Source organism: Phaeodactylibacter sp. (assembly GCF_040219495.1).
Classification (GTDB): domain Bacteria; phylum Bacteroidota; class Bacteroidia; order Chitinophagales; family Saprospiraceae; genus Phaeodactylibacter.
The window spans coordinates 1-25464 of sequence record NZ_JAVJSK010000132.1; the positions used below are offsets into that span (position 1 = coordinate 1).

Annotated in this window: 21 protein-coding genes; 5 read left to right on the forward strand and 16 right to left on the reverse strand. The window is 46.7% G+C overall.

The genetic code is table 11. The annotated features are described in order from the left end of the window. The first annotated feature begins 435 nt into the window (after positions 1-435). Positions 436-1356 carry a septal ring lytic transglycosylase RlpA family protein gene (locus tag RIC19_RS21030; protein ID WP_350180339.1) on the forward strand — a complete coding sequence of 307 codons (921 nt, stop codon included), beginning with the start codon at positions 436-438 and terminating at the stop codon, positions 1354-1356. A gap of 63 nt (positions 1357-1419) precedes the next feature. Here RIC19_RS21030 and RIC19_RS21035 read toward each other — a convergent pair whose 3' ends face one another. The 6 genes from RIC19_RS21035 to bioD form a co-directional block, all read right to left on the reverse strand. Further along, the gene (locus RIC19_RS21035; RefSeq protein WP_350180340.1) at positions 1420-2712 is read right to left on the reverse strand and encodes a hypothetical protein; all 1293 of its coding nucleotides are present in this window, start codon (positions 2710-2712) and stop codon (positions 1420-1422) included. Between the two features lie 3 nt (positions 2713-2715). Continuing rightward, positions 2716-3474: a triose-phosphate isomerase gene (gene tpiA / locus RIC19_RS21040; protein ID WP_350180341.1), complete on the reverse strand. Its 759-nt coding sequence runs from the start codon at positions 3472-3474 to the stop codon at positions 2716-2718. Between the two features lie 3 nt (positions 3475-3477). Further along, positions 3478-4581, reverse strand: a complete 1104-nt coding sequence (gene bioB, locus RIC19_RS21045; protein ID WP_350180342.1) for a biotin synthase BioB — start codon at positions 4579-4581, stop codon at positions 3478-3480. A 1-nt stretch (position 4582) separates the two neighbouring features. Then, positions 4583-5137 (reverse strand): hypothetical protein, encoded by a 555-nt coding sequence (locus RIC19_RS21050; RefSeq protein ID WP_350180343.1) that lies wholly within the window; start codon positions 5135-5137, stop codon positions 4583-4585. Between the two features lie 256 nt (positions 5138-5393). Beyond that, positions 5394-6683: an adenosylmethionine--8-amino-7-oxononanoate transaminase gene (gene bioA / locus RIC19_RS21055; RefSeq protein ID WP_350180344.1), complete on the reverse strand. Its 1290-nt coding sequence runs from the start codon at positions 6681-6683 to the stop codon at positions 5394-5396. Between the two features lie 70 nt (positions 6684-6753). After that, entirely contained in the window at positions 6754-7398 is a 645-nt protein-coding gene (gene bioD / locus RIC19_RS21060) for a dethiobiotin synthase (protein WP_350180345.1), read from the reverse strand. Positions 7399-7576: 178 nt separating this feature from the next. Here bioD and RIC19_RS21065 point away from each other — a divergent pair, with 178 nt between their 5' ends. From RIC19_RS21065 to RIC19_RS21075, 3 genes are all read left to right on the forward strand, one after another. Next, entirely contained in the window at positions 7577-8503 is a 927-nt protein-coding gene (locus RIC19_RS21065; protein WP_350180346.1) for a DUF72 domain-containing protein, read from the forward strand. 49 nt (positions 8504-8552) lie between these two features. Next, a complete protein-coding gene (ppk1, locus tag RIC19_RS21070; RefSeq protein WP_350180347.1) occupies positions 8553-10736 on the forward strand; it encodes a polyphosphate kinase 1 in 2184 nt (727 codons plus the stop codon). 128 nt (positions 10737-10864) lie between these two features. Then, on the forward strand, positions 10865-12379 hold the full coding sequence (locus RIC19_RS21075; protein WP_350180348.1) for a DUF4836 family protein: 1515 nt from the start codon (positions 10865-10867) through the stop codon (positions 12377-12379). Between the two features lie 480 nt (positions 12380-12859). Here RIC19_RS21075 and RIC19_RS21080 read toward each other — a convergent pair whose 3' ends face one another. Next, positions 12860-13225, reverse strand: coding sequence for a hypothetical protein (locus tag RIC19_RS21080; RefSeq protein WP_350180349.1), 366 nt, complete (start codon positions 13223-13225; stop codon positions 12860-12862). A gap of 75 nt (positions 13226-13300) precedes the next feature. Next, positions 13301-13834, reverse strand: coding sequence for a Crp/Fnr family transcriptional regulator (locus RIC19_RS21085; protein ID WP_350180350.1), 534 nt, complete (start codon positions 13832-13834; stop codon positions 13301-13303). A 506-nt stretch (positions 13835-14340) separates the two neighbouring features. On the opposite strand from RIC19_RS21085, the gene RIC19_RS21090 reads away from it, so the two are divergent. Continuing rightward, positions 14341-16779 (forward strand): CBM96 family carbohydrate-binding protein, encoded by a 2439-nt coding sequence (locus RIC19_RS21090; protein WP_350180351.1) that lies wholly within the window; start codon positions 14341-14343, stop codon positions 16777-16779. Between the two features lie 730 nt (positions 16780-17509). Here the strand turns inward: RIC19_RS21090 and RIC19_RS21095 are convergent. From RIC19_RS21095 to RIC19_RS21130, 8 genes are all read right to left on the reverse strand, one after another. Next, on the reverse strand, positions 17510-18049 hold the full coding sequence (locus RIC19_RS21095) for a GNAT family N-acetyltransferase (RefSeq protein WP_350180352.1): 540 nt from the start codon (positions 18047-18049) through the stop codon (positions 17510-17512). An 85-nt stretch (positions 18050-18134) separates the two neighbouring features. Next, entirely contained in the window at positions 18135-18728 is a 594-nt protein-coding gene (locus tag RIC19_RS21100) for a hypothetical protein (protein ID WP_350180353.1), read from the reverse strand. Beyond that, complete coding sequence (locus RIC19_RS21105) at positions 18721-19308, reverse strand: response regulator (RefSeq protein ID WP_350180354.1); 588 nt, start codon at positions 19306-19308, stop codon at positions 18721-18723. Before RIC19_RS21105 ends, RIC19_RS21100 begins: the two co-directional genes overlap by 8 nt. A gap of 1 nt (position 19309) precedes the next feature. Then, entirely contained in the window at positions 19310-21445 is a 2136-nt protein-coding gene (locus tag RIC19_RS21110; protein WP_350180355.1) for an ATP-binding protein, read from the reverse strand. Then, on the reverse strand, positions 21432-22490 hold the full coding sequence (locus tag RIC19_RS21115) for a DNA cytosine methyltransferase (RefSeq protein WP_350180356.1): 1059 nt from the start codon (positions 22488-22490) through the stop codon (positions 21432-21434). Before RIC19_RS21115 ends, RIC19_RS21110 begins: the two co-directional genes overlap by 14 nt. 445 nt (positions 22491-22935) lie before the next feature. Next, positions 22936-23706 carry a hypothetical protein gene (locus RIC19_RS21120; RefSeq protein WP_350180357.1) on the reverse strand — a complete coding sequence of 257 codons (771 nt, stop codon included), beginning with the start codon at positions 23704-23706 and terminating at the stop codon, positions 22936-22938. Positions 23707-24098: 392 nt separating this feature from the next. Continuing rightward, the gene (locus RIC19_RS21125) at positions 24099-25079 is read right to left on the reverse strand and encodes a gliding motility protein GldB-related protein (protein WP_350180358.1); all 981 of its coding nucleotides are present in this window, start codon (positions 25077-25079) and stop codon (positions 24099-24101) included. 148 nt (positions 25080-25227) lie between these two features. Then, on the reverse strand, positions 25228-25464 hold a 237-nt coding region (locus tag RIC19_RS21130), incomplete at its 5' end, for a group II intron maturase-specific domain-containing protein (protein ID WP_350180359.1).

The window sequence follows — 25464 nt, forward strand, 5'->3', positions numbered from 1 at the left end:
TCAGGTTTACATTTTTCATAGGTAAAATATTTATCGGTTAATTAAGAAATACAGTGTTAGGTAGCCTGGTAAAGGGCAACAAGGAGACAGAACTCTTGAAGTCTATGTCTTCAAAAAGCAGCACTTAGCAGACCAATTGGGCAACCGAATAAACGCGAGCGCAGAACTGATGCGGAAGTAAAACATCCACCTCAGAGAAGGGAGCGAATGGGCGCATTCGGATTTTTCGTAAGATACGTAAATGATAGCAAAGGTGCAATGTTGACAAAGGGAAAGGGGTATGAATTCCGGCATGTCGATAGATCAGCTCAAAAATTACAGCCTGAAATATTGGCTTGCACCAGGTAAACCGCAATAAAATCGCGCAAACCTTCGTATCTAATTAAGCTTACCAATTTTTTTGATTAATTTCAAGCCGTCCAAAAAACGATAACCATGAAGAAACGACTGAACTTAAGCCTCCTCCTTGCCCTTTGTTTTACCGTAGCATTGTCTGCGCAAAGCAATGAAGAATGGGGCATTGCATCCTACTACCACGATAGCTTCCAGGGCAAAGAAACCGCCTATGGTGTAAAGTATGACAAAAAAGCGCTGACTGCTGCGCACCGTGAACTCCCCTACGGAACCATGGTACGGGTGACCCGTCTGGACAACAACAAGTCAGTCGTGGTGAAGGTCACCGACAAAGGCCCTTACAAGCGTGGCCGGATTGTGGACCTCTCCCGTGCCGCTGCGGAGCGTATTGGCCTGGTCACAGATGGTTTGACAGAAGTTAAGCTCGAGGTGGTCAAAAAAGGGACTCAAGCGCCCGAACCTGCCAGGAAATCAAGTGCCAAACGGAAAGAGCGGCAGGCCAGCGCTCCTTCCAGCTACGATAATGTGAGCCGGGACCGCATTGTAACCGATGCAGGCAACGCCCCTGCACCTGCCCGTAAGGAAAGTACTGCCGCGGCAACCACCCAAAAGCCTGCCGCCGCTTCAGGCACAAAGTCCAAAGGCAACAAAGAGGCCTCTACCGAAGCACAAGCTAAACTAGTTGGCAAAGGCTATCAGAAGTATGGGTTGTACAAAATCAGTATTCAGGAGCCTGGCGAAAAAGGATACGCCGTACAGGTCGCCTCTCTGACTAACTACGAGAACGTCTTCAAGCAGGTCGCTGACCTTCAGGCCAAATGGTTTGATAATGTCCTGATCAGTATTGAAGAAGGTGCGCGCATGCCGGCCTACAAAATCCTCCTGGGCCCATTCAATGAGGAAGCTGCTGCGGAAAACTACCGCAAGAATCTGCTGAAGAAGCATAAGATCAAAGGCTTTGTGGTAGACCTCAACGCCATTGAGTACGGTAAAGAAAGATAGCCAAAGCACTTCTAAGCCTGAACGCAAACAGCTCCGTCTTCCCTAAGGCAGAGCTGTTTTTGTTTACTGCAATGACTCCTCGGGGAAGTACTGAAACGGGATATTGATGTGAAAGGAATCCTGCTCAAACCGGGCCGGGATGATCTGAAGGCGGTGCCCGCCAACGCGCTGCCCCTGCATAGGCAGGTAGACTCTTATGCCATCTTGTTTGCTATCTTTTTGCTCGTACAGGTACAAACCAGATGGTACGACCACCGTGCTGTCAATCTTAAAGGTGTAGTAAGACTTCAGGCAGGCTTGCCGCTCCTCCCGCTCTCCATCTTCCCACTCCGGGCCACAGTACTCCTGTATGAGCTCCCGCTCGGTTTTAGGTACCGGCACAAAGACCGTTGCAACCGTACCCCGAATGACATCGCTGCTGAGCATGGCAAAGCGGATATGCGCTCCGGGCGGCCTCAGGTTTTCGTACCGCTCTGCATACTGCACGCTTTCACGCCCGGCCAGCCGCTTACGGGTACCGGCATCCAGCATAAACAAATTGGAGTCCTGCACCCAAAAAACAAAGCCGATCATGAGCACAACCATATACCCTGCCGTAACCCCGATATAGCGGGTTTTGGAAACGTTGGTAGCCAGTGTCTGCCCAATGTAGGTGAATGGCTCCAGAAAGGGTCCGGTCATGATCCGGACGGAAAACAGGTACAAGGGGAACTGTACTTTCTTCACCCAGCTCCTGTCCCGAAGCTTCTTATGATTGAGCAGGCTCTGGAACAGCAGCACCGAAGTAAGTAGAAACAGCCCGCCCAGTGCGAAGTAGGTCGCGGGCAGCCCCACGAAAACCATTGATAAAAGGTACCCGATCCCCCAAAAGACCATTAACAGAATGGTGAGAAAAGTAAAGGTAATCAGGCTGATACCTGCAATCGAAAACAGCAAACTGCAAAAGTCGTCCAAACGCTGATTAAAGCCCTGAAGGTCAGGGAAGCGGGCCTTGAGCCTGGCAAGAAAATGCGGGCTGTACCGATCGGAATGCTCATTGATCCCTTCCGGGAAAACCGATGCCAGCCCGATGTTCCCAATCCATAGCGTACGGAGGGAAAAATGAAGAATAAAGTTGAAGATCAGTATTAAAGCTCCGAACAGCAAGTAGATGAACAGGTACCCGAGCAGCTCCTGCTGTTCAGCGGTGGTGCGCTGCAGACACCAGTTCAACAACTGGTCCAGCAGTCCTGGTAATTGGAATGCCCCCAACAGCGCCACACCCGAGACAATGAGCTCCGCCTGATAGCTTTCCTGCTCCAGGCGCTCCAGCCATTGCGGTTTCGGCTTAGGGTTATTGGGGGCACTACTGCTCATCGCTTAAAAGCTGTTGACGATGGCGATAAAGTCCGCTGCTTTAAGGGAAGCGCCACCAATCAGGCCACCATCGACATCGGTATTGGCGAAGAGCTCTTTGGCATTACCCGGCTTCACACTGCCCCCGTAAAGGATGGAGATGCGGTCCGCGACCTCCGCTCCGTACTTATCGCTGAGCAGGCTGCGGATGTGAGCGTGCATTTCCTGTGCCTGCGCCGGAGAAGCCGTTTTACCGGTGCCTATGGCCCAAACCGGCTCGTAGGCGACCACCACCTTTTGGAGGTCCTCCGCGCTAAGGTGGAAGAGTGCCGTTTTCACCTGCTGCGCTACGAGTTCGTTCTGCTTTCCGCTTTCGCGAACGTCCAGTTTTTCGCCACAGCAGTAAATCGGCTCCATGCCCTGCCCCAGAACTGCATCAATCTTTTTAGCAATGAGCTCATCCGTCTCACCGAAATACTCCCGGCGCTCCGAGTGGCCCAGAATGACGTATTCCACCCCGCAGGACTTCAGCATGCCCACGGAAACTTCACCCGTGTAGGCACCACTTTTTTCCTGATGGCAGTTCTGCGCCGCCAGTTTCAGGTTGGAAATGTCTTTGATCATACTGGCTACATTGCGAAGATGAATGTAAGGCGTACCGAGGATCACCAGTGCATCGGAGGGTTGCAGCCCATCGATGACTGCCTTGGTGAGGTCACGGCCTTCCTCATAGTTCGTGTTCATTTTCCAGTTGCCGGCTACAATTTGCTTTCGTTTTGTCATAAGTTATTCTTGAATGGCTTTTTTCTTGAGTTTTCCTTTTTTGGTGTATTCAACATGGGCCGGGATTCGGTGCCCCGGGCGGCTCCATTTGGGATTTTCCTTTTTGGCGCGCTCTTCCTCCGTCAGCGGTTCAGGCTGCGGGCGGTCGCCCTTAGCGAATGGCGCGGTGGGCTGTAGCCCAAGGATTTCGAACATTTCCAGGTCCTCGTTCGTAGCGGGGTTGGGGGTGGTGAGCAGCTTGTCCCCTGCAAAGATAGACCCGGCACCTGCCATAAAGCAAAGCGCCTGCCCTTCTTTGGTCATCGACAAGCGGCCCGCAGAAAGGCGTACCGTTGACTTCGGCATCACAATGCGGGCGGTAGCGACCATGCGCACCATATCCCAGATGGGCACCGGCTCCTGCTCTTCCATTGGGGTACCCTCCACCGCCACGAGGGCATTGATGGGCACAGATTCCGGCTGTGGGTCGAGCTGAGAAAGGGTCAGCAGCATCTTGCAGCGGTCTTCCACAGACTCGCCCATGCCGATGATGCCACCGGAACAAACGGTCAGCTTGGCTTTGCGGACATTACTGAGGGTTTCCAGGCGGTCTTCGTACCCCCGGGTGGAAATCACCTCCTTGTAGTAATCTTCCGAAGTATCCAGGTTGTGGTTGTAAGCGTAGAGCCCGGCTTCCGCCAGTTTTTTGGCCTGCGTCTCCGTGACCATGCCCAGCGTAGCACAGACCTCCAAGTCCATGCTGTTGACGGTCTGCACCAGCCTGATGACCTGATCGAAGTCTTCGTCGTCCTTCACATTCCGCCAGGCAGCGCCCATGCATACGCGGGAAGCGCCCAGCACTTTGGCCCGGTTGGCGGCGGTAGTCACCTGCTCTACGGACATCAGGTCGTTTTCTTCGATGTCCGTGTGGTAACGGGCGGCCTGAGGGCAGTAGCCACAATCTTCCTGACACCCTCCCGTCTTAATGGAAAGGAGGCTGCTGATTTGCACCTCGTTCGGGTTGTGGTGTTTGCGGTGGACGGTAGCGGCCTCGTACACCAGCTCCAGGAGCGGTTTTCGGTGTACTTTAAGGATTTCGGCTAACGCCCATTCTTTACGTTCTTCCATGTTATGCTTTCTTACGATTATAGAATGCTTCCATACCGATAGCCACGATCCCTGCCCCCAGCATCATGAGTGCATTCCAGTACCAGGCTACCGGTGCTTCGTTTTCATTGAGGGTTAAAATGGGCTCCTCCCAACGGTACCCCTTTTCCCGGAGTTGGTCCAGTCCGGCGAGATTGGCATCCGGGATAGGGCGGACTACGCCTTTGAGGGTTCGGGTACCCGCTGCAATACAAGTATCCGCTGCGACGCAGGGGTCAAAAAAATCAGCGGTCCAGGCCAGTAATACCGGCTGCTGCGAAGGGCCTTCCTTAGCAAAGACCGGGTACAAAATAATAGGTGGGCTGCCGGGCTCTTCCGCCTCCTGATGCACAAATACCGGCTCCAGGCGGGCACCCGAAATCTCCACATAATCGGCATCTCCAATACCGGAATTCACGACCGTAGACATCTCAAAGGAACGCAACTTGTGCGTACCAAAGAACTGAGAGATCAGGCTGTTGCACCCATTGATGAAAAACACCAGGCACAAAAGAATAATGATAATTCTTACAATCATAGGTCTTTGCTATGAGACGGAAACAAAATAAGTAAGACCGTTTGAGGTTTTTGCGCCCCGGTTTGACCGGGATCATAAGCAACTGAAAAACTGGAAGTTGCGTTAAAATATCACAAAAGCCTCAAGAGAGAACGGCCTAACTTGTTTCCGTCAAACTACTAAGCCCCCTAAAGTAGGGCCTATTTTTGACTTATCGGAAAGCCCGAAGGGTATTTTTAGTGATTAGCGTTTATTCTTACCGAAATCCGGACCCGATTCAGGCTTCCTCCCTGAGCAGGAAAGCGGAAAAGGCCGCCTCCATGGCACTGTAGGCTTTTTCCAACTGCTCGTTGGTGATACAATAAGGCGGTATCATATAGATCAGGTTGCCCAGTGGGCGCAGCAGTACACCGCGGTCCAGGAAAAAGTGGTACAGTTTGTCCCGCAGATCGTTGAAGTAGCCGGTGGCTTCGGCACTTTCAAATTCGACCGCCAGGATGGTGCCCCGCTGCCGGGTGGCCCGCACCGCCGGGTGTTGTTCGATACGCTGCCGGAACTGCCGGTGTTGGGCTTCCACCCGCTTTCGGTCACTTTGAGACGCTTCCGACTCCAGGAGATCGAGGCTGGCCAGTGCCGCCGCACAGCCTACCGGGTTAGCCGTATAGGAATGCCCGTGAAAAAAGGTCTTATACTTATCATCGGACCAGAAAGCCCCGAAGACCGCCTCTGTGCAGGACGTCACCGCAAGGGGCAGGGTGCCGCCCGTGAGGCCTTTAGACATACACATGATGTCGGGCTGCTCCGTCAGGTAATCCGATGCGAACATCCGCCCGGTACGCCCGAAGCCCGTCATGACTTCATCGGCGATACAAAGCGCGCCGTACTTTTTGCAGAGCGCCATGAGCTGGCTCAGGATTTCAGGCTCGTACATGATCATCCCCCCGGCGCCCATGACCAGCGGTTCGAAAATAAAGGCATACACTTCGCCCGTCTTCAGATGGGCTTCCAGGGCTTCCAGGGCGGCCGCTTCCTGCCCAGGCACCGGGTTGGGAATGCGCTTGACCTCAAAGAGGAAGTCCTGAAAAGCAGTAAAAAAGGAGTGGTCGCCACTAGCCGCCATAGCGCCGAAGGTTTCTCCATGGAAGCCCATATCGAAAGCCAGCAGCTGGGTGCGCGGCTGCCCCAGGTTGAAAAAGTACTGGATCGCCATTTTGATGCCGATCTCCACCGCAGATGAGCCGTTATCAGAGTAGAAAATCCGGTTTTGCTGGCCGGGCAGGTGGCCGATCAGCCGCTCCGCCAGCTCTACCGCCGGAGGATGGGTAAAGCCGGCAAAAATGACGTGCTCCAGCTGCAATAGCTGTTGGTACACCTTTTCCGCGATGTAAGGGTGCGCGTGGCCGTGGAGATTGACCCACCACGATGCCACACAATCGATGTAAGAACGCCCTTCTTCATCGTACAGGAGCGTGCCTTCGCCTCTGACTACCGGCAAGGGCGGTGCTGCTGTTTTCATTTGTGTGTAGGGGTGCCATATATGCCGGGCATCCCGTTCGGTCAAGTTCATATATTCAACAGTTTTGCTGCTCCGGGAGCAAGTCAAACAAATCTTCTGTGCACAAAAGTGTGCTGTGTTTTCACAACCCGTCCAGCAGGGTTTTACAAGCCTGCCCAACGCGCTGTACCTGCCGCTCGAAGCACTCGTCGTTCAGGGCCTGCATTTCACCGAGCTGAAACAGCGGTTGCAGCCCGGTCATCTTCTCGATAATACTTTCGGTGGAAGGGTGCGGGTCTCCGTTGAAGATCAGGCCGGCGATGGAGATGCCTCTGTGCCGCAGGGCTTCCACACTAAGCAGGGTGTGGTTGATACTGCCCAGATAATGCCGGGACACTAATACTACCGGCAGCCCCAACCGCTGGATCAGGTCAATGATACAATCCTGGTCATTCAGGGGCACGTGCAGCCCGCCCGCCCCTTCCACAATCAGGAAATTGCGGGTATCCGGGAGTTCGAAGTCTTGCAGTTGAATAGTAACGCCATCGTCCGCAGCACTTGCGTGGGGCGACATCGGCAGGTTCAGCCGGTAGCGCTCCGGATGGAAGGTGCCCGCAGCTTCACCGGCCCACTTCCGGACCTTCATGGTGTCGGTATGGTTGAGGTCCCCCGATTGCACGGGCTTCCAGTAATCAGCTTTCAGGGTGCGGACCAGCAGGGCTGCTGTCACTGTCTTTCCTACCTCTGTGCCAATGCCGGTTACGAATACGCCTTTAGGTTGCTTCATATCATTGTGGTTTATCAGGCTTGATGCATTGGGGGTCACCACAGGGGTGAAATCGCTCATTTCCCCACTGCAACAACCCGACGCATCAAGTCTGTTTCAGGAACGGTTCCTGGTTACGGTCGGCAAAAATAGAGTTTTTTCTTACCTTCGGCGACATCACTATCATCTTCTCTACGCTATGAAATTTGGTAAGCTTCCCGATATCAGCGATATAGACTTCAGGCTGCCCCCTGACCCTTCAGGCAACCGTTCCCGGTTGCCGGCGCTGCCGTCTTCCCCGGAGCCACCGCAGCTGTACATTGGCTGTACCGGCTGGAGCATGAAGGAATGGGTGGGCCGGGTTTACCCCAAAGGGACCAAAGCCAAAGACTACCTGAAGGCCTACAGTCTGCAATTCAACACCATAGAGCTCAATACCACGCACTACCGCATCCCGAGTGCGCAGGCCGTTGAAAAGTGGTACCGGGAATCTACGAGCGATTTCAGGTTTTGCCCGAAAGTGCCACAGTCCATCAGCCACAGCAAGGCTCTGGGGCTGGGCACCGATCTGATCCCTGCTTTTTGCCAGGCCATTGCCGGGCTTCGGGAAAAGCTGGGCTGCTGCTTTTTGCAACTCCCCCCCTACTTTGGTGCCGAGAGGCTGCCACAACTGGTGCAATTCCTGGAAGCTTTCCCGGCGGAGCAGCAACTGGCGGTGGAAGTCCGTCACGAAAGCTGGTTTGAAAGCCCGCAAAGCCTGGAGCAGCTCCTCGACACCCTGCACCGACTGCAACGGAGCATCGTCATCACCGATGTGGCCGGCAGACGGGATGTGCTGCACATGGGCGTCACGAATACCACCGCCCTGGTCCGCTTTGTCGGCAACGGGCTGCACCCGACCGATTATGAAAGAGCCGCGGATTGGGTGGAACGCCTGAAGCAATGGGCACAACAGGGGGTGCACGAGATTTATTTTTTCCCGCATGAGCCCGATAACCTCCTGGCACCGGAGATGGCGGCCCATTTTCATGAGGCTGCAGCTTCGGGCATTACGGGTATTCAGACCCGTGGGCCGGAATTATCTGAGCCCGGTGGTGCAAAAGGTGCGCAAATGTCCTTATTTTAGCCAGTGAACCAATCCGGCACTTGTCAGGTCAGAAAAAGAGACTTCATCAATGTCAAAACTCCTTGAACACCAGGAAATGCTAAGAAACGAAAACGCGATATCCAATTACGACACCACCGACCTTGTTGGCCAAACAGACAAAGGGTTCCCTTTACTTGAGCGCGATATCAGCTGGCTTTCGTTTAATTACCGGGTATTGCAGGAAGCCAAAGACCCTACCGTGCCACTTTTTGAACGGATCAAATTCCTGGCTATCTACTCTTCCAACCTCGATGAATTTTTCCGGGTAAGGATGGCCAATCACCGTAATCTGCTGCGGGTAGGTAAAAAGACCAAGAAGGAGCTGCACATCAACTCCAAGCAGATTGTCAAGGATATTCAGCGTATCGTTAACAAACAGCAGGAAGAATTCAGCCGGATATTTGAAGAGGAGATCATCCCGGAATTGCGCAACCACGGCATTTACATGATCCGCCGACTTGACCTGAACGACACCCAGAAAGAATACGTAGAGACCTACTTCAAGGACCACATGCTGCCTTTCGTGCAGCCGGTACTTTTGGTCAAAAACAAGATCCGCCCCTTTCTGAACAACGCCGCGCTTTACCTGACCGTCCTCCTCGCGGAGCGCAACAACCCCAACGCGCCACATAAATATGCGATTGTAAAAATACCGTCTGACCACCTGCCCCGTTTTATCACGCTGCCGTCGGAAGGCAACCGCAAGGATGTGATTATGCTGGATGATATCGTCCGGCACTCCGTAAGCTGGATGTTCCCGGGGTATGAGATCCTCGACACCTTCTCCATCAAGCTCACCCGGGACGCGGAGCTGTACATTGACGATGAGTTCTCGGGCGACTTGGTACAGAAAATTAAGTCGAGCCTCTCGCGCCGGCAGGTCGGGCCTGCTTCCCGTTTTGTGTATGACCGGGAAATGCCCGATGAACTGCTCGACTTTCTCAAGGAAGCCTTTGACCTCGAGAAATACGATATTCTTCAGGAGGGGCGCTACCACAACAACTTCGACTTTTTCAAATTCCCCACTTTTGATATCGACCACCTGAGCAATGCGCCTATGCCGCCCCTACCCTACCACCCTTTGGAGGATGCGGACGACTTTTATCAGGCCCTGCGCGAACGCGACCACCTTATACATGTGCCCTACCATGCTTATGAATCGGTGGTCCGTTTTTTCGAGACCGCTGCGCATGACCCCAAAGTGACCCACATTAAAATTGTGCAGTACCGGGTAGCCCGGAAATCACGGATCATGAAAGCGCTCATGGATGCCGTGGAAGCCGGCAAGCAAGTCTCGGTATTCATTGAAGTCAAGGCTCGTTTTGACGAAGAAGCCAATCTGCGCTGGGGCGAGAAACTGGAACAAGCCGGAGTGAACGTGCATTATAGTTTTCCTGGTGTGAAAGTCCATTCTAAAGTAGCCCTGGTACGCCGGGTGGAGAACCGCCGCGCCCGCATGTACGCCTATCTTTCCACCGGCAATTTCCATGAGGACACCGCAAAAGTATACAGCGACTTCGGGCTTTTCACCGCCGATGAGCGCCTGGTGAATGAAGCGGCGCGGGTCTTCTCTTTTCTCGAAACCGTCAAGGTGCCGCAGCAGGGCTTTGAGCACCTGATGGTTGGGCAGTTCAACCTGCGCACGGGCCTGGAGCAGCTGATCGACTACGAGACCGAACAAGCCAAAGCGGGCAAGCGGGCAGAGATCATTCTCAAACTCAACAGCCTGCAGGATGAGCCCATGATAGAAAAACTCTACAAGGCCAGTCAGGCGGGCGTCAAAATAGAGCTGATCATCCGTGGTATTTGCTCGCTCGTCCCCGGGATAAAAGGCATCAGTGACAATATTAAAGTCATCAGTATTGTCGACCGTTTTCTGGAGCATGCGCGGGTCTTCATCTTTTACCACGGCGGCAAAGAGCTGATCTACCTGTCTTCTGCCGACTGGATGTCGCGCAACCTGAGCTACCGGGTGGAGACGGCCTTCCCGATCTACGCCACACATATCCGCAATCAGATCAAGGATTTCATTACCATTCAGATGAGTGATAATGTGAAGGCACGCGTGATTGACGCAGCATCTTCCAACCACTACCGCAAGGACGGCTCTGACCTGGCCATCCGTTCCCAAATGGAAACTTACTACTACATCAAACGGCAGGCAGAACGGGAAAGTGGCCATGATCAGGAGGTGGTTCAGGGGTTGATGTAAAGCCCCAACAGCGCTTTTCGGGCAAAATGTGCCGTCTTTATCGAAATTCCATCCCGCTTGATCTATGCATCTGGCTTTCGAAGCCCTGAAGCACTAGTTTTGGAGCACTTAATCAAAGAAATCACATTATGAAATTGCTCCGACTCTTAAGTTTTGCACTGTTAGCAGCGTTTGTACTCAACCTGAGCAGCTGCCGGAAAGACCCGGTCCCCACCGATAGCCTCACCTATATTCCTGCACATGCGGCATCGGTGAGCACCATCAATCTTCAACAGTTGATGGGCAAAGCGGATTACCCTACGTTGATACAAACGGCCGGGTTCCAGAAGATGATAGCAGATATTGCGGAGGAAAACCCAACGCTGTCCGCCATCGTTGCCCACCCTGAGCAGTCGGGTATTGATCTGCAGCAAAACGTTTATTTTTCCAACCTGCTGAGCGAAACGGAAGCGCCCCTGATGGTCTTTTCGGCTTCGCTAAGCGATAGTGCTGCCTTCGGGCGGATGATCCGGAGTACCGAGATACAGTTGCTGCCTGTCAGTCAGCCTTTCAACTATGCGTCCACACCTGACCGGGGCGCGATCGCCTGGAATAACGAGGTAGCCTTGCTGGCCGTTTCCAACAATAAGGAAGGCGTGCAGGACCGGCTGAAAGCACTGCTTGAAAACGCCGATCAGCAGTCGGTAGCCGAGAATGCCAGCCTGCGCAAACATTTGCAGGGCGACCATGACCTGCTCAACTGGTTTTCCAGTGACTTTATCCTGCAATCTGACAAATTCAAGTCTGCCGGCGCACTGCTAAACTATAAGGAAGAAGACCTGCAAGGTCAGCATCTGGCCCATACGCTGACGTTTGAAAAAGGCTACGTAAGCAGCAGTGTGGCACTCGACCTTCAGGGGCAGATCCGGAATGACCTCAGCATGCTCTTCAAGGACAAGGTACAGACCGACTTTGCTGCTTTGGCGCCCGCCGGCGCCCCCGTGTTCCTGCTCACCGCCGCCTTTGATATCACCGGTCTCAATCAGTTGCTGATTGAGAAATATACCAAAGGTTTTGCTGAAGAGAGCCTATCCGCTTTCGGCTTTAATATCGAAGGGTTGATTGACGAGCTCGATGGAGATATTATGCTGGCTGCATATGATGAAATGAACCTGGTTTTTGCAGCCCGGATCAAGGATGAAGACCGTTTTTTGGCTAACGTGAACGCGGCTGCTGAAGAAGGTAGCCTCGACCGCATTTCGGACCGCCGCTTCCGTTTCCTGAAGTTTAAAAAAGGGATGCCCGCTGACGCTACGGGATCACCTCAGTCCATTGATATAGATGGTCAGATTCTAGTTCAAAATGGGCTGGTCTACCTGGCCAGCAATCCGGATTGGCTCCAAAAGGTGGAAGCAGGCGACACAGGGCTGCAAGGCTCATTAGCGGATGTGGTAGAGCAGAGCATGATGCAGCAGATTTTTACTGCCGTGGGGGCGCCTGCCGCTTTCTCCAAATGGAATGATGACCTTCGGCGGATTGAAGATATCCGGGCCGGTGCTACCCGGGAGGGCATTGAGCTGCGGGTAGATCTGAAGGAGAAAGAAAAGAACAGCCTCCGCTATTTGATCGAGCAGGTGCAGGAAGAGGAGGTATCGGAGTTGTAAACCCGCAGGAGTAGAGGGAGAGCATGTTTGGAGCTCGTTGCTATTGCAAATCAACGCTTTATGAACCCCGCAGAAATGCGGGGCAAGCTCTGACTTCCTCACTAAGTGTATGTTTGGAGGTGCACTTCGGCTGATAACCAAAGCCTTGTGAATCCCGGTCAAACCGGGAACGTCATGAAAAAATACTTATTTGACCCCGCATTCTGCGGGGCAGGCTCCGCCAAACGCGCATTTTTTCATTTAGTCACAACCACAACTCTTTGATTATCAACTCTCGTTTGCTCCAAACATGCTCTTAGCTTCGTTGATCGTCGCTTTGCTCCTCTGGGTTCTGCTTTGCTGCGCTAATCCCGGTTAACCGGGACGCCGACTTCACCGTGGGGCTCTATACCACGCTTCGTGCAGGCGATGCCTACGTTTTGGCCTTGCCAGCCCAAAAAATAGTGGCGTCATGATTTTCACGAAACTTAAGTGGCCAGACTATACTTTACGGTATTCGGCATATACCAGTATTAAAACGATGATCACTTCCCCAATAAAATAGGCAATACCCAGCCAGGTCAATTTTTCAATATGTACGCCCATCAACACTAAAGTTGTAATACAATAAGTGATATTGGCTATGAGAATTATGCTGAGGTAGCGATCAAAACCACTTTTCACGAGCAAATGGCTGGTTAGGGAGAATACGGCAAAACATAGCGCAACGCCTGACAATATATGCAGCACCTCTTTGGGCATACCAAAAAGAGGTACATGACGCGCTAACACCTGACTCAGCATCGTAGCGGTAACCAACGCACCTACGCCATCCAATAGTAACATTTTTTTTGCGGTAAGATTCATGTCTGCTGTTTTCTTAATTTCATCTGTAAATTTAGAAAAGCAGCATAGCTTCTCTTTTGACCTATGTCAAAAAAATCATCTGGACTTCCGGATCCTGCTTAAAGTTTCCTGCGTTATACCCAGGTAAGAGGCGATGTAGCCAAGGTTGACCTTTTGCGTTATATTTGGATAGCGGTTCAATAAATGGCTATACCGCTCTTCGGCAGATAAAAACATCATGCCTTCTAAGCGCTCTACCAAGTCAAGGTAAAGCCACTGTGAAACTTGCCTCGCCAATCGCTCTAAACGAGGGTTTTTATCTAAAAAAAGCTCCATTTCGCTGTATTCCATTACTAAAATCTTACTTTTCTCCAGAGCTTCTATGCTATAGATACTTGTGGTTTGCCTGAGGAGGCTATCCACTGCCCCAATAATACTGTAGTCCATAGCAAAATGAGCCGTAATGTCTTTACCCTCCCGAAAATAGTAAGAGCGTAAAACGCCTGACTGCACAATAAAAATCTTATTGCACCTGGCATTGGATTGATGAATGACTTCCCCCCGGTTGCAGGTCACCGAAGTCAGTATCTCTCCAAAGGCTTTGATGATTTGTTTTACGGAAGCTTCCATTTAGAGCGTGTTTGGACTTTTGTAATCGGTCTGCAAACTACATTTTTCTGCTTATACTTCGTCCCGAAAATCCTTCCCGCAAACGGCGGGACGGGCTATCTGACTCAGGCTAAACTCCGGTTTTCGCGCCTCGTCTAACCAAAAAATGGTTAGTTTTCGACTAGAAGACCCAAGTCCCAACACGCTCTAACGAAAATATTGGCTAACTTTATTCTCAAATTCTATACCCGGTAGTATGGCTACGGAAGAAATATGCACAGATCTTCGGGCTGTTTCTATACCGCTTACTAAAACGGTAAAAGCTTGTTGGGATTTTGCTTTTGGAACGAACGTAGCCAAATTTTGTTCTGATCGAGGCGTGATGAGGGAGCATAGCCTTAGCTAAGTGACTGACCTGTCCGCCGTACAAGACTATGGCAGGCGGGAGAGCAACGAAGAGCAGGACGAAATTTGGCAAAAGCAGCCCAAAGGGTGAAATCCCAACAAGCTCTAAAATTGGTACCCCTATGAAAATCATGACGCCCGCCCAACTATTCCGCTTTACGCCCTGCTCTTTTCTGACCTTTTTGTGGCTGCTGAGTGCGCCCCTGACCGGCGATGCGCAGTCCTCAAGCCTCGTCTGGCTGAATGGTGGATCGCTCAGTTACAGCCCTTTTGCGATGGAAGGGCAAACGAATGCCGTGAATATCATCCCGGACTACTCCCACGCAGGCTACATGGGAGGCGGTGTGGCCATTCCAGCCGTTCCCGTTGCGATAACGCTTAGCCCATCCGGGGAAGATGATACGGGCATGATTCAGGAAGCCATTGATGAAGTGGAGGCTATGGCTCCAGATGCCAACGGCTTTCGGGGTGCGGTGTTGCTACAAGCGGGTTGCTACGAGATAGAGGGGCAACTCTATATTGAGCAGAGCGGGGTGGTCTTGCGGGGAGAAGGGCAGGGCTACGACGGTACGGGTACTATTTTGCATGCTAATTTGCAGGCCCAACACGATTTCATCACCATACAAGGCACAGGCAGTGGCTTTGACCGCCCCTCTTCTTCCAGGCAGGACATTACAACGCCCTACGTCCCTTTGGGCGCTTATAGCTTTGAGATCGCGGACGCCTCGGGCCATGCCGTCGGAGATACTATTGTACTGCGCAGAACGCCTAACCAATTTTGGATTGATGACATAGGAATGGATGAAATTGGCTGGACGCCCTCCTCCTATGCTATTTTTCACGAACGGGTAATCATGGAGATTGCCGGCAACACCCTCACCATTAACCTCCCTATCGTGGATGTGATCGAAGAACAGTACGGCGGAGGCGAAATCTACAAAGCCTCTGTGCCCGGGCGGATCAAACAGTGTGGCGTGGAAAACTTGAGGATACAGTCTTATTATGCGCCCAATGACCCGACAGACGAAGATCATGCCTGGATCGGGGTGCTGCTACAGCGAGTCACCGACTCGTGGGTAAAGAACGTTACGGGGCAGTTTTTAGGTTATGGCACGGTAACCATCAGGGGGGAGTCCAACTTCAACACCATTCAGGATTGTGCCTCCATCGACCCCAGGTCGCAAATCAGTGGCGGAAAACGGTATTCTTTCAACATCAGCGATGGATTAGGCAATCTTTTTCAGCGCAATTATACCCATCAGGGCAGGCACGATTTTGTAACCGGCTCACGGGTGACCGGGCCCAATGTTTTTCTGGACAACTATAGCACCGAAGTATACAGTGATATTGGCCCTCACCACCGCTGGGCTACCGGACTGCTGTTCGATAATGTTCGCGGTGGGGCCATCCGGGTACAAAACCGCGGCACATCAGGCAGCGGGCACGGTTGGGCAGGAAATACGACGATGTTCTGGAATTTACTTTCTTACACCAGCGAAATCAAAGTGGAAAGCCCGAAAGGGGGTAAAAACTGGGGCATGGGTTGCCGCGGGCTGCAGCAAAGCGGTGCCGGGCACTGGGAGCATTGGAATACGGCAATACAGCCGCGAAGCCTCTATTTGCAACAGCTGCAGGACCGACTGGGAGCCGAAGCCGTTGAGAACATCACCATCCCGGAGCAATTGACCGGGGATATCTACGCCCTGCTGGAGAACTGGGCCGGAGGAGGAGGCTTTGAACAACCCGATTTTGATGCGGCGCTCTACGTCAGTGAAGATGCCTACGTCAGAGGCGGTGGTGATGCGGATACGAATTTCGGCTCCGCCACGCAGTTGGCTGTTAAGAATAACGGCGAGGGCCATGGCAATACCCGGCGAAGCTTTATCAAGTTTGACCTGAGCAGCTTATCCGCTCCCATTTACGACGTGCGCCTGCGGCTGAACGTGTCTAATGACGCACCGAACCCAACGCAGGATGTCTTATATCTGGTCCCTGACGACAGCTGGAGCGAAATGGCTATCACTTACAACAACCAACCCGCTGTTGGAAGTATGGTTGGCATACAGCCCGTACCACCGAATGGGGCCTGGGTGGAGTACGACATCACCACGCTGGTGAACGACGAAATGGCCGGGGACGGAATACTGAGCTTCCGTTTGTCGGCAGAAGCAGAAGGAGCCAACCTCCACGCCTATTCTGCCAGGGAGGAAAGTGGCCTTGCTGCAGAGCCGCATCTGGCCTATAACTTTACTCCCGGCGGTACGCCCGACTTTGACCCCTGTACCGTATTGCCCACTAGCGTTGAAAGCGCGGAGAACGATGCAGCAGGCCCGCAACCGAGCTTTACCCTATCGCCAAATCCGGTGCGTGAGGTACTACGGATAGATTTCGTCCATACGCCGGCAGCAGAAGTGTATGTCTTCAAAATAACGGGGCAGTTGGTTCGCACACTTAGAAAAGCCCGGGGTGCTTCTTCTTTGCAAGTGCCCGTTGCTGATTTGCCGGGCGGGCTGTACCTGATTCGGGTTGGGGCCGAAACCCAGCGATTGCTGAAGTTGTAGTAAGCTGGTAACAGTTTTCATTAGACTTGATCCGTCCGGGATCATTACAGGGTTATAGCGCTTGTTTGGAGCGGTTTCGTCATGAAAATCAAGGATTTATGGTTCTGGCAAAGTCACTAAATTTGAGTTTAGAGCGTGTTGGGACTTTTGTCTTCTAGTCGAAAACTAACAATTTTTTGGTTAGACAAGGCGCGAAAACCGGAGTTTAGCCTGAGCTAAATGAGGATTTTCGGGACGAAGTATAACCAAAAAAGTGTAGTTTGCAGGCCGATTACTCAAGTCCCAACACGCTCTTAGCGGGCTAAGAGCGTGTTGATTACCCCATAGTGCAGCTTTCCACCGCTTGACTCCGGCTTCGTACAACAGAGAATGATGCTATGGTTAAAAATTTTCCAGGACTGTAATCAAATTTTCGAAATCCTTTCCAATAGTTTAAAACTAATGTTTCGGGTTGGCCTAATCCGATTCGAATATTTTGAAAAAAAGATTTTTCTAATGAAAAAATGCCATCGAATAAATCTCCTAAAAATGCTGTGAAATTAATTCTTCTACCTTTTTAATATTGTCTACAATTTGAGCAATATTTTCCTCCAATTTCATTCGGGCAAATAGAACATTTCATATTTCGTTTTCATTTCAGTTTTCACCTCTGACATTGTTAAAAGGTCCGGCTACGTAACGTGCCGACGTTTAGGAGGCATGGACATCATAGCCTTTGTTACCACACGTTTCATTTATTCTCTATTTCGTACCAAATACATTTTTCAAAACCTGAAAACTCCGTCAATTCTGGATGATTAAATTCTCCCTTCTTTATCATTCCGATTTTTTTCATCACATTTTCAGATTTTTTGTTTCCAATTGTGCAGGTAGAAATGATTTTTTCAATTCCCAATTCATTAAATCCAAGTGTCAAACATCTTCTTGCACCTTCGGTAGCGTATCCTTTACCCCAAGCATCCTTTTTTAGACGCCAACCTATATCAATTGCCGGGGAAAATTCTGTTTTATATTCCTGATAAGCTAACCCTATAAATCCAATTAATTCACCCGTATCTAATCGTTCAGTCGCAAAATATGTGTATCCGTTTTTTTCATAATGTACTTGCATTCGCTTCATTAGTTTTTCGGATTCAGTTCTGCTCAATGGCTTTGGAAAATATTCCATTACATCTAAGTCTTTATTCATCTCGGCAAACTCTTCGAGGTCTTCATTTCTCCAATTCCGAAAGCCAAGTCTGGTTGATTTGAAAATGTATTTTCCTTTCAATCTTGTTTTTTTATGTGTGGTAACGGTTCGCATAGCTGCAGGCTGACGATAGGAAGCTTGTCAGCTATGCATTGTTCTGCGCATTTTATTCATTAATTTCAGAACTTGGATCACCAATTAGAACTAATTTATCAATATTATCATTGATGATTGATCTAGCGAAAAAATCTACCTGCATCATCAGTTTTTTGTATTGATGGATGACTGATTTATATGCAATCTCAGCGCTACTTCCTGCAAGAAGCTGTTCAACACCTGTGTGCACACACGCAGCAAACTCGTCTTTTAAAGAGGTAAGAATATTTGCTTCTCCGTTATAGCCTATAAATGCCCTGCAACCTAGATTAACCAATTTGGGCCCCAATATAGATCCCGAACTACATGAGAATGAATAAATAATTGAATTGGCTAGTTTTATTAATTCCGGTGATTCAATAGTCAGAATAACTTCATTGTTTAGTCCTAAAAATGAACTCTCATCCCCGTGACAATAAATAATTACAAGGTTGTAATCACTGTCAGCAGATTCGAGAACAACTGATACCGTTATAGAATTCACTCTATCATCAATTAAACTAGTAAGATTATCTCCAAAATGAAGTATTGCTAGTTCAGAGCATGACTTGAAAAAATCGCCTAATTTTTCATCTAAAGTATCAGATATAAGTAGATTATTCATTGTCTTCTAATAACGATTTAATTGTCATTTTTACTAAAATTTTCTCAATATCTAAGCCTATTTCAGTTCTATTACTAATCTCAGAAAACAACTCTTTCAAGGAATATGACTTCCCATTTAACGATTCTAACTTAATACTTTGTTGATCGCCTTCTGAGTATTTGCTGATATATTCCTCTAAAGCTTCCAAAATAGAATTTCTGGTTTCATTTTTTGCTTCAATCAACGATTCCATAATTTCTTCCATCTTAACCTTACTGTGGACAGCATAGGCATGACGATTAATTAATTCAGGGTAATCATCAATTTGGCCGATCTCCGCAGTCCAAATAATTACGGGAATCAGTGAAGAAATACCCCTTATATTGGAAATAATTTGGGTTCCAGTCTCTTCATCTTCAGAAAATTTATAATCTAGCAGTACAACTAAATATTTATCAAGATTATTACTTATATATTGAATTGCTTCCGATGGAAATTCAAATCTTTCAACTTCATCAAATATTTCTTCTGACCTCACAATAATAGGATCAAAATCCTCTGGCAAATTATCATCAATAATTACGAGTATAGTCTTCATACTATTGCTTGTTAAAAGGTAAAGTGATTTTAAAATTAGCACCTGTAGCGAAGTATGGGTTTGGAGCAACTTCAATAGTCCCATTCATAGCCTGAATTCTTTTCTTTACTGAAAACAATCCGATCCCGCCGCCGCCATCTTCTGCTGTAGTAGTAAAAAAGACATTGAATATCCTTGACTTAATTTTACTATCAATTCCAGGACCGTTATCTATTATCTGAAATACGAACTCTTCTTGTTTAGCTTCTCCTTTTATTATTATCGTTTTATTTAAATTTGGTGATTGCTTTAAAACTTTAATAGAATTATCAATCAAATTTTGAAAAATGTCTTCAAAGAATCTTTTGTTGTGAAAAATTTCAATATTTTCATCAATATCAATCTTTAATTTAATTGACTTTTCTTTCAAATCATCCTTGTACACAATTCTCACTAAATCTGTGACTAAATCAAATACATTAATACTCTGAAATGTAACATTTGATTTACTGTAAGACAGCATAAAGTCCAGCGCATTGCTCAAAGACATCATTTCTTTATAAATAGATTTGGCATATTTACCGTATAATGAATCATATTTAGGGTTTGGGTACTCGTCATAGAAAAAATTAGCATAACGAGTAATCTTACCGATTGAAGTTCTTACCATATGGGCAATCTCACCTGCATATTCTTGCAAAGACATTAAGCTGAAAAACAAATTTTCTTGCCGTATTTTTTCTAGTTCTATCTCACGATAATCTGAAATACCCTTGCTTATGCTTTTTTCAAGCTTCTTGAGATTTCGAGTAATATTTCGAACGTCTTCTTTTGCTTCTTTCGGCACAATTTTTTTCAAATCCTCGAGCATCTTGCTCACATGGGTAATATCCTCCTTTGCAATTTTAAGCTCACTATCTGTTTCATTTCTTCTATCTTCTTTTAAAGACTCTAGGTAATTTTCTATCACTCCTATTTGATTAAAGAAAAATGTCTTTAAAGCTTCAAACTCTGTATTATTTATAAAACCCTGCCTGTTTGTTGATTCTTTTATATTTGGATTTTCTTCATCACTTATCTCTATGTAACCAATTAAGTCTCTGCTACTGATTTTACTAAAAAATCCAGACCAACGTCTTTTATCTAAACCTAATATATCTTTTTGCTGGTCTAAGGAAGAACTATTCTCAGCAAATGGAGTAGTAATAAGCCCATCACGATAAATTTTAACACCATCTATTGTTTGATTTATGGTATTTTTTTTAAACCTAGATTTTGCAAGTTTATCAAAATAAAAAATTGAAATTTTGACTGGCCCGAAAGATAAATAGTCCTGTGTCTCTGTATCTATTTGTTTAGTTATTTCATTAAATACCAAATATTCTTGCTTTCGTTCACCTATTTCGTAGTCAATTTTGAAACTATGAGTAGCAAATTTAATTGCCTCGTTCTCAATTTTGTACTCATTATATCCGTAAGGAAGTGCTGTGATAAACATTTTGAAGCTAGCACTTATGTCAGACATGGGAGTTGCCAACTTGGCTAATTCAGATATTAATAATTCTACATCGTGTTTATCCCAAGAATCTCGAATTTTGCTTATTTCTATTGTTGTTCCACTTGTATCTTTATTACTTTTCGTTTGCCAGAATTCATTGTTAATTTCAGTGAATAGTGGCTTTTCATCTTCATCCTCAAATAATTTCAACTGCCGAGCTTCTTCTAATTCATATTTAGTCCAGTCAATAATAAAATTGTTTAAGCTTGTTTGCTTGGCAGCCTGAGTAGATAGTTTAACGTAAGCTCCTAGTTTATCAATAGCGAATCTACCAATTCCTTTCTTTCCAACAAGTTTCCTAAAGAATGGCTCTGGAGAAGTTCTATTTTGCCTCTTATTACTGCTTCCTATGACCATCCATTTATCCTTGATATCAGACTCAGTCATTCCAGTTCCATTGTCATCAATAATAACTTTCTCGCATATCCCTCTTTCGTCAAACTGAAAAATTATATTTACTTTACTAGCATTAGCATCATAAGAGTTTTTGACAAGTTCAAATATTGCTGTAATTTTATCAGTAATCAGCTCTCTACCTAGCAGACGATAGGCACTAATGTCAAAACTCCAGGTAAGATTTTGCTTTTTAGTTGTACTCATAGTAACTAAGAATCTGATCAAATACTGCTTTTGCTAATAAAGGTGGAACAGCATTCCCAATTTGTTGTTGTATATTTTCCAAGGTTCCTTGAAACATAAACCAATCAGGAAAGCTTTGCAAACGAGCAGCTTCTCTAACTGACAATCCTCTATTCTCTTCAGGATGAATAAGCATATTCTTCCGATAATTACTTATAACACAAGAAGGTTTTGATGTGTCGAGTCTTCTGTAAATTCCTGAATGGCAATTATTCTTATTAGTATAATTTCTCATTAAGTGATCAGGAATATTCTTCCAATTTCCCCCTGGAGGAATATGTTTGTATCTCTCTATAATATAATCTGCATTTTCAGAAACTAAATTTTGCCTACTTAGTTTTTTTCTCCCTCTCATTAATTTTGCGTAATCACTTTTTGCAGAACACTTGTATGTTAGGGTTTCAGATTTATCACCATTCTTCAAAGATGGCAAATCACATATAGCCTCGCCAACAGTTACTGAAGTATCATGAATTCTTGGAAACTCAAAATCTATATCGTCTCTGTTCGCAATCAAAAAGTATCGCTTTCTAACTTGAGGTACTCCATAATCACTTGCGGTCAGAACTGCATCTCTTATGATGTAATTTGGATCGAACTTAGATATTGCTTCTTTAAGCCATTCCAACACTATACCCTTCTGTAGAGTAGTGATTCCTTCAACATTCTCAAACACAATCCAATAAGGGTTTAATTCTTTAACTGCTCGAACAAATTGATGGAATAGATGATTTTTTGTATTTTCTAAATTTCTATTCTTCGTATTAGAAGTGCTGAATCCTTGACAAGGAGGTCCGCCATAAAGAACAAAGGGTTGACTATCAATAACTGAGAAGTTAATATCACAAATATCTTCTGTAATTACATTGACAGATGGATGGTTAAATTGATAAGTTGACGAAGACATCTTGTCAAACTCTACAGCATGTAAAGTCGTTATACCAGCCATTTTGGCTCCTAAGCTTAGTCCTCCAGCTCCCGAAAATAAATCAACTCCTGTAATCAATTGAATATCAAGTTATTAGTATCTGATATACAAAGATAAGTAAAGCTCAACAATGGTTCACTTTTTATATGTTTTTTTTGCACCGAACTAGGATATATACGAACATTCCCCCCATTTCACACATCTACCTACACACTCCCCCACCACGAATTAACAGCCTGATAATCAATTTATTAAAGCCTACCATCCGTTTACAAACGGTTATAACCGTTTGTAAACGGGTAACAACTGCTCAGAGCGTAAAAGTCAGGCACCTCCCGGGCTATAAAATCAGAACCATGCCGCATTATTTCGGATTAGCCGATTGATGCACGGATCACCACTGACTTCAAACCACCACAATATAAAACACTGTAGTTGGAAAAGCAACCCAATTGAACCCAAAGATGCTCACCTGCCAATTCACAATGCACAAGCACTGAGCCTTAGCGCTTGTTTGGAGCGCTTAACTACATGCCAATTCTCTTATACTCGTCCTTTTTAATTCTTTCTGACCACTTTTAAGGGTTGATTCTTCTATTTCCCAGTTTTGATTGACCTCTTTAAGTACGGATTCACTGACAATTCTGCTTATTTCTTCTGCTTCCATTATTGTCATTTGCTTATCGTTCCATAGGTCAGTCATCTCAACATAAAGAGGGCATTCATCAATAATCGGAGTGGCTAATTCTAGTATCAGATGTGCGGGTAGATTTATTTCTTTAGTGACATACAAGGTATAAAATCTTTCTTCTTTGTCTTCACCCTCTTTTTTCGATACTTCTTTCAGTTCAATCCGATGACATTCATAACCTTGAATGATGCGAGTATCGGTTTCCACCCTTTTATATTCATACTCTATGAGTTCCGATTGCTCCGAATTCATACTTTCCTCCCTGATCATTTTATCCCCATTTTCATCAGTGAAATAGGTTTTCTTCACCCTCTTTTGAATATCTATTTTCACTACTTCATCTTCGCTCAATTTATTTACTGCCTTTTCAAAGATCACTTCTTTACCATTTGGTTTGAAATGGTATTTAAAATACTGATGATTGTTGATTGACTCTTTACAGTTTTCTAACTCTCGTTTAATAACCATCATGAAGAAGGAAAACCCCCTTGCTGCGCTTTTATCCGTTGTTTTATAAAACCCCTTGTTTATTTTGACTTGCTCGATGTACTCATCAATATCAACTTCAAGGTTAATGTTGTACTTGATCATCTTTACACTCATTGCTAATCATTTTTTTGTTAAATTATCTCTTTCTTCCTCTACAGCCTACGAACCAGGCAGGGCAGACCTCTTAGAGCTTGTTTGGAGCAGTTTCGGAATAAAAATCAAGGATTTATGGTTCTGGCAAAGTTACTAAATTTGAGTTTAGCGGGCTAAGAGCGTGTTGGATCTTTAGTAATCGGCCTGTCCCGGTGCACCAGGATACTTTCCTGCCTGTGTCTCGTCGCCTGTGGGCTTTGGCCACCGGAGACCGAAGTGTGAGCCTACCCCCAAAAATGCCTATTGATTACCCCATAGTGCCCGATTCCACCGCTCAGCTCCGGTCTCCTACAACACCAGAGCGTAAAGTCTTGGCTTGCAGCCAACTTTCTTAGTTATTGCCCGCAGTAATTTTATTTAAAATACTCGCTTTCTCTCAGTATCTGTCTTACTGGTGTTGAATAAACATCTTCCCACTTTTTGCTATCATTTTTTTTCAGCCATTCCTCTATAATTCTATATCCTAGAAAATAGCCAATATCCCCTGGTGACCCCTCAAGTATTCGATTTGGTATTTTTTCGCTGTAAGGGTTCCAATCCTCTTCTTTAGTACTAAAGATTACTTTTCTGAATTCTTCTTTTAATTCAGGTTCGTTATTCTCCAGCCAATTGTATTCATCTTTGGTCATGTTGAATGCAGTTAACTTGTCTACATCCATCATTTTCATACTAAAAAGATTGGCAAAACCTTCATCAATTGCGTTATATAGTAATGTATTATTATCAGGGTCAGCTTTCTTAGCGGTCTCAAAAAAGTTGTGATTTACTTCATGCGCTATTACTACCTTGAGAGGGTTGGGATTTTTATAATAGCTATTGTAAGTATTTCCTAACATCGTTGTGTTATCACAGCCACACATGATACAACCTGCATCTTCAAAAAAACCAATTACGTATTTCCCCTCAAATTTATAAACGAATTTTTCTGCAATTACTTTCATTGTATTTATAATGATTGTATCGAGATGTATCTTTTCAAAGGTTTTAGTTAATTGAATTAAGCTATCAGATTTTTGATTTAGAGCACTAGCATACTTATCCGCAAAGGTTTTTTTGTCATATCCTAAACAATAGCTAAACAACCTCTCGTTCGGGATATAAATACTATCAATAATAATTTTGCGTAATTGTAAACTGTCATAAGAAGTAGAGGCTATCTGTCTTTGTAGTTTGTACAATAATGTCACAGAAGCGTCTCCAATTGGAAATATGTATTGGCTATATTGATTTGATGGTTCTGTAATTGTATCTTTTTTATGTGTATGAGTTTGGTTACAAGACATCAGACAAAACAAAAACAAGAAGCAAAGCAATAAATAATTAGAGTAATTCATTTTGAAGTTTAAATGAGCTTTTTAAATCTAATTCTTTAAATGTCATAATTCAGTTTTTTGTCGAGTAAGCAAGGGGGTTTTCACCCCAAGCCTCTCAACAGAACCGTACGTGATAGTCTCCCATCATACGGCTCTTCATGTACGAGGATTAGGCAGTGTGGTAGCCCTTTCGCCAGTGATAGGAAAGCAATGGTTTCTCCACAGCTAAATTACGCAAAAAACGACTTGCTTTTCGCATTGACTTACCAAAACGTTTGTACCGTCGGCAGGCCCATTTGGCCAGGCGATCGTTCAGACTTCCCATCGCTCGCATCAGCTGCCGAGGGTTGAACATCCCGAAGTGATTGACCCAACCCGCTATGATCGGATTTAAGGCTTTGGCTAC